This is a genomic window from Rudaea sp., from assembly GCF_036383415.1.
GTDB lineage: Bacteria > Pseudomonadota > Gammaproteobacteria > Xanthomonadales > Rhodanobacteraceae > Rudaea.
Genome location: NZ_DASVOK010000303.1, coordinates 1 through 5,978, shown reverse-complemented (window position 1 = coordinate 5,978; position 5,978 = coordinate 1). Strand labels below are relative to the sequence as shown.

The following is a 5,978-nucleotide window of genomic DNA, read 5'->3' as shown; positions in this document are numbered from 1 at the left end:
CCCTTCCACGGAATGCCGCGGCCGCGGTCGAGTTCGAGGATCCACTCGGCGGCGTTGTCGAGGAAGTAGCGATCGTGGGTGACGGCCACCACGGTGCCGGTATAGCGGGCGAGGAACTGTTCCAGCCATTCGACCGATTCGGCGTCGAGGTGGTTGGTCGGTTCGTCGAGCAGCAGCATGTCGGGCTTCTGCAGCAGCAGGCGGCACAGCGCGACGCGGCGCTTCTCGCCGCCCGACAAGGTCTTGATCTGCGCATCCCATGGCGGCAGGCGCAGCGCGTCGGCGGCAACTTCGAGCGTGCGCTCGAGCGTGTGGCCGTCGCCAGCGGCGAGGATCGCTTCGAGACGCTGCTGTTCGGCGGCGAGCTTGTCGAAGTCCGCGCCTTCCTCGGCATAGGCCGCGTAGACCTCATCGAGGCGCTTCTGCGCGTCAGTGATGTCGCTCAAGCCTTCCTCGACCGACTCGCGCACGGTTTTTTCCGGATCGAGCTGCGGTTCCTGTGCCAGATAGCCGATCTTGATCCCCGGCTGCGGCCGCGCCTCGCCGTTGTACTCGGTATCGACGCCGGCCATGATGCGCAGCACGGTCGACTTGCCCGCGCCGTTGAGTCCGAGCAGGCCGATCTTGGCGCCGGGGAAGAACGAAAGCGAAATGTCCTTGATGATCTCGCGCTTCGGCGGCACGACCTTGGACACACCGATCATGGTGTAGATGTATTGCATGGGGTTCTCTGGCGGGCGGGTTGTTGCGTCTGAGCCGCCCATTATCGCCGATGGCCGCCGCCGCCGCCATGTTTTGCCGTGCCGAAGGCCGCAATAACCCGTAAAATAACCGGCCCTTGCCCCGGAGATGCTGTCCGATGTTTGCCGCAAACCTGAAGATCGAAGGCTACGACCCCGAACTGGCCGGCGCGATTGCGGCGGAAAAGCAGCGCCAGGAGGACCACGTCGAGCTGATCGCATCGGAGAACTACGCGAGTCCGCGCGTGCTCGAGGCGCAGGGTTCGGTGCTGACGAACAAGTACGCCGAGGGTTATCCGGGCAAGCGCTACTACGGCGGCTGCGAATTCGTCGACATCGCCGAGCGCCTCGCGATCGAGCGCGTCAAGCAGCTGTTCGGTGCCGACTACGCCAACGTGCAGCCGCATTCGGGCTCGCAGGCGAACCAGGCCGTGTACTTCGCCATGCTCAATCCGGGCGATCGCATTCTGGGCATGTCGCTCGCGCACGGCGGCCATCTCACCCATGGCGCCAAGGTCAACGCATCGGGCAAGCTGTTCGACGCCGCGCAGTACGGCGTGAACGAGCGCGGCCTGATCGACTACGACGAGATCGAGAGGCTCGCGCTCGAGCACAAGCCGAAGATGGTCGTCGCCGGATTCAGTGCCTACTCGCAAGTCGTCGACTGGGCGCGCTTCCGCGCGATCGCGGACAAGGTCGGCGCCTACCTGTTCGTCGACATGGCCCACGTCGCCGGTCTCATTGCCGCGGGCGTCTATCCGAATCCGCTGCCGCATGCGCATGTCGTCACCTCGACCACGCACAAGACACTGCGCGGTCCGCGCGGCGGCATCATCGTCGCCAAGGGTGCAGGCGAGGAGATCGAGAAGAAATTGCAATCGATCGTCTTCCCCGGCATCCAGGGCGGCCCGCTCATGCACGTGATCGCAGCCAAGGCGGTCGCGTTCAAGGAAGCGCTCGAGCCCGAATTCAAGGCCTACCAGCAGCAAGTCGTGAAGAACGCACAGGCGATGGCCAAGGCGATCATCGCGCGCGGCTATAAGATCGTCTCGGGCGGCACCGAAAACCATTTGATGCTGGTCGACATGATCGGCAAGGGCGTCACCGGCAAGGACGCGGAAGCGGCTTTGGGCAAGGCGCACATCACGGTCAACAAGAACGCCGTGCCGAACGATCCGCAGAAGCCGTTCGTCACCTCGGGCCTGCGCATCGGCACGCCGGCAGTGACCACGCGCGGCTACAAGGAACCCGAGTGCGTCGCCCTCGCCAACTGGATCTGCGACGTGCTCGACGCGCCGAACGACGAACGCGTGATCGCGGGCGTGCGCGGCAACGTCGAGAAGCAGTGCAAAGAATTTCCGGTCTACGGCTGAGGTAGATGCACTGCCCGTTCTGCCAGCACACCGATACGCGCGTGATCGATTCGCGCGTGTCCGACGACGGTGCCACGATCCGGCGCCGGCGCGAGTGCGAGCGCTGCGGCGAACGCTTCAACACGTTCGAGACGGCCGAGATCAAGCTGCCGGGCGTGATCAAGAACGACGGGCGGCGCGAGACGTTCGACGAGCGCAAGTTGCGCACGAGCTTCGACCTGGCGCTGCACAAGCGCCCGGTCGCGCGTGACCTGGTCGATGCCGCGGTACGCACGGTCATCGACGATCTGCGCAAGAACAGCGATCGCGAGGTGCCTTCACGGCACATCGGCGAACTCGTCATGCGCGCCTTGAAGAAGCTCGATCAGGTCGCCTTCGTGCGCTTCGCCTCGATCTATCGCAGTTTCGAGGACGTGCAGGCGTTCCGCGAGGAAATCGAGAAGCTCGAACGCGACCTGCCGGCGATCGAGGGCCTGCAACTGCCGCTGCTCGGCGACGTGGTCGTGCCGATCGAGAAGAACAAGAAGCGCTGATGTCCGCTGCGGGTGCCGCTTTCTCCGCCATCGACCACGCGCACATGGCGCGTGCGCTGCGCCTGGCCGAGCGCGGTTTGTACACGACGCAGCCGAATCCGCGCGTGGGTTGCGTGATAGCGCATGGCGCGGAAATCGTTGGCGAAGGCTGGCACGAACGCGCAGGCGAGGCACATGCCGAAGTCTTCGCGCTGCGCGACGCAGGCGCGCGTGCGCGAGAAGCCACGGCCTATGTCACGCTCGAACCCTGCGGACTGCACGGGCGCACGCCGCCATGCGCGGATGCGCTGATCGCGGCTGGCGTCGCGCGCGTCGTCATTGCCGCCGAGGACGCGTTCCAGCGCGAAGGTGGCGCCATCGAGCGCATGCGCGCGGCCGGCATCATCGTGGAATCGGGCCTTATGCGCGAGGCGTCGCGCGAGCTCAACCGCGGCTTCTTCTCGCGCGTCGAGCGCGGCCGGCCATGGGTGCGCATCAAGCTGGCGATGAGTCTCGACGGCCGCACCGCGCTCGCGAATGGCGAGTCGAAATGGATCACGGGCGAAGCCGCGCGCGAAGACGTGCAGCGCTGGCGCGCGCGCAGCTCGGCGATCCTGACCGGCAGCGGCACCGTGCTCGCCGACGATCCGCGCCTGACGCTGCGTTTGAATTCGGCGCACGCCGCGCCGCTGCGCGTCGTGCTCGACCGCGGATTGCGCACGCCGCGCAGCGCGCATGTGCTCGACGGCAGCGTGCCGACGCTGATTTTTCATGCGGCAGGCGCGAAGTCCGCGCACGACGATTTCGGCCAGGTTGAACTGGCTGCGATCGACATTCACGACGGTCGTCTCGACTTGCTGCAGGTATTGCAGGAACTCGGCCGTCGCGGTGTCAACGAGTTGCAGGTCGAAGCCGGACCGACACTGTGCGGCGCCTTGCTGCAGAGTGGATTTGTGGACGAGTTGCTTTTGTATACCGCGCCGGTCGTGCTCGGCGACAAGGCGCGGCCCTTGCTCGGGGCACCGGACCTGGCGCAAATGGCGCAGGCAAAGCGCCTGCATGCAGTCGATCGGCGCGAGATCGGTGGCGACACGCGGATTTTGTATCGGGAATAGCTCATGTTCAGCGGCATCGTTCAAGCAGTGGGGAAAATCGCGTCGTTGGATCCGCGTGGCGGTGACGTGCGACTCGTGGTCGACGCGGGTGGCCTCGGCGTCGACGGCATCGCGCTCGGCGACAGCATCAGCGTGGCAGGCGTCTGCCTGACCGTGGTCGCGATCGACGCGACGCGGCTAGCGTTCGACGTGTCGAACGAAACCTTGTCGCGCACGAGTCTCGGCACGCTGCAGCCGGGTTCGGGAGTGAATCTCGAAAAAGCGTTGCGCCTGACCGACCGACTTGATGGCCATCTCGTCTCGGGCCACGTCGACGGCATCGGCCGCGTGCTCGCTATCGAACCCGACGCACGCTCGCAACGTTGGACCTTCGAAGTGCCCGCCGAACTGGCGAAGTACATCGCCGGCAAGGGCTCGGTTTGCGTCGACGGGACGAGCCTGACGGTCAACGAGACCAACGGCGCGCGCTTCGGCGTCAATCTGATTCCGCACACGATCGCGGTGACGACGTTCAAGGACCGGCGTGTCGGCGACGCGGTGAATATCGAAGTCGACCTGATCGCGCGCTACGTCGAGCGGTTGCTTCGCGGCTGACATGCGCTGGCTTCGCCATCCCATCGGCGCACTGATCGCGGAACTCGTGATCCTCGCGCTGCCGTTCAACGCGGCGTACCGGTTCGCGATGCAGGTCGTCTATCGTCTCGACGCGATCTGGGGCGCGCTGTTTGCGCTCGTTGCGGCGGTGGCCGCCTGCAATGTGTACAACCTCTACGCGCGGTTCGTCGCGCGACGCGCGGCGGACGAACTCGCCCCGCGGCGCGCGCGCGGGGCGTTGTACGGTCTTGCGCTCGGCGCGCTGCTGATCGGCAGCGTCGTCGCTGCGCTTGCAATTTCGGGCGCTGCAAAGTTCGACGCGGGTGGTGCGTTCGCGCGTGCCGGCCTGCCGGGCGTGGTGATCCTTGCCGGCACGTTCGAGGAACTCGTTGCGCGCGGTGTCGTGCTGCGCAACCTGGAAAACACGCTCGGCAGCTTTGCCGCGATCGCCTTGTCCGCGCTGCTGTTTGCTTCATTACACATCGGCAATCCGGGCGCGACGCCACTGTCGATCGCCGCGCTCAGCATCGAGGGCGGGGTGATGCTCGGCGCGGTTTACGTCGCTACCCGCTCGCTGTGGTGGACGGCCGGCATCCATAGCGCATGGAATTTCACCCAGACCGGCCTGTTCGGCATCGCCGACTCAGGGCATTCGGGGCAGGGCCTGTTGCGCACCGAACTGGTGGGTCCGAACTGGCTGACCGGCGGCGCGTTCGGCATCGAGGCTTCGCTCGTCAGCGTTGCGCTTTGCGCTATCGTGGCGGCCGTGTTTTTGATTTACGCGCAACGGCGCGGGCACTGCGTGCCGACCTTCTGGAAACGAACTCATGCAATTTGACCCCATCGAAGACATCGTCGCCGACATCCGCGCCGGGCGCATGGTCATCATCGCCGACGACGAGGATCGCGAGAACGAAGGCGACCTGATCATGGCCGCGCAGGCGGTGACCGAGGAGTCGATCGCCTTCATCGTGCGCCACTCCAGCGGCATCATCTGCCAGCCGATGCTGCGCGCGCGGCTCGAGGAATTGCAGTTGCCGCAGATGGTGACCGACAACAGCGAGAGCCATCGCACCGCATTCACGATCTCGGTCGATTATCGCCACGGCACCACCACAGGCATCTCCGCGGCGGACCGCGCGCGCACGATCCGCGCGCTCGCCGATCCGACCTCGCAGGCGGCCGATTTCGCGCGTCCCGGCCACATCTTCCCGCTGCGCTACAGCGAGGGCGGCGTGCTGACGCGCGCCGGCCACACCGAGGCGACGATCGATCTGGTTCGACTCGCGGGTCTGCCGATGCTGTCCGGCATCCTCGTCGAGATCGTCAATGACGACGGCACGATGAAGCGCGGCGCGCAGCTGATCGCGTTTGCGCGAGAGCACGGCCTCAAGGTCGGCACGATCGCCGACCTGATCCGCCATCGCCTGCAGACCGAGAAGACCGTCGCGCGCGCGTTCGAGCGCGAAGTGCAGACCGAGTTCGGCCCGTTCCGTCTGGTCGGCTACCGCGATGCGCTGTCGAACCTGCCGCACTTCGCCCTCGTGCGCGGCAAGGTCGACGATGGCGAGCCCGTGCTCGCGCGCGTGCACGTGCGCGACACGCTGAGCGACGTGCTGCACCTCGCCGACACGCCCGCGGGCT

Annotated in this window: 7 protein-coding genes; 6 read left to right on the top strand and 1 reads right to left on the bottom strand. The window is 66.2% G+C overall.

All coding sequences use genetic code 11. The features are described from left to right. Positions 1–722, bottom strand: a 722-nt coding sequence (locus VF497_RS11440; RefSeq protein WP_330888782.1) for an ATP-binding cassette domain-containing protein, incomplete at its 3' end; no start/stop codon positions are given. 137 nt (positions 723–859) lie between these two features. Between VF497_RS11440 and glyA the strand changes: the two genes are divergently transcribed. From glyA to ribB, 6 genes are all read left to right on the top strand, one after another. Next, positions 860–2,113, top strand: coding sequence for a serine hydroxymethyltransferase (glyA, locus tag VF497_RS11435; RefSeq protein WP_330888780.1), 1,254 nt, complete (start codon positions 860–862; stop codon positions 2,111–2,113). Between the two features lie 5 nt (positions 2,114–2,118). Next, complete coding sequence (nrdR, locus tag VF497_RS11430; RefSeq protein WP_330888778.1) at positions 2,119–2,646, top strand: transcriptional regulator NrdR; 528 nt, start codon at positions 2,119–2,121, stop codon at positions 2,644–2,646. After that, entirely contained in the window at positions 2,646–3,740 is a 1,095-nt protein-coding gene (gene ribD / locus VF497_RS11425; RefSeq protein ID WP_330888776.1) for a bifunctional diaminohydroxyphosphoribosylaminopyrimidine deaminase/5-amino-6-(5-phosphoribosylamino)uracil reductase RibD, read from the top strand. Before nrdR ends, ribD begins: the two co-directional genes overlap by 1 nt. 3 nt (positions 3,741–3,743) lie before the next feature. Next, on the top strand, positions 3,744–4,334 hold the full coding sequence (locus VF497_RS11420) for a riboflavin synthase (protein ID WP_330888774.1): 591 nt from the start codon (positions 3,744–3,746) through the stop codon (positions 4,332–4,334). Position 4,335: 1 nt separating this feature from the next. After that, a complete protein-coding gene (locus VF497_RS11415) occupies positions 4,336–5,172 on the top strand; it encodes a CPBP family intramembrane glutamic endopeptidase (RefSeq protein ID WP_330888773.1) in 837 nt (278 codons plus the stop codon). Beyond that, a partial coding sequence (gene ribB, locus VF497_RS11410; protein ID WP_330888771.1) for a 3,4-dihydroxy-2-butanone-4-phosphate synthase occupies positions 5,162–5,978 on the top strand: 817 nt, incomplete at its 3' end. The genes VF497_RS11415 and ribB, both read left to right, overlap by 11 nt.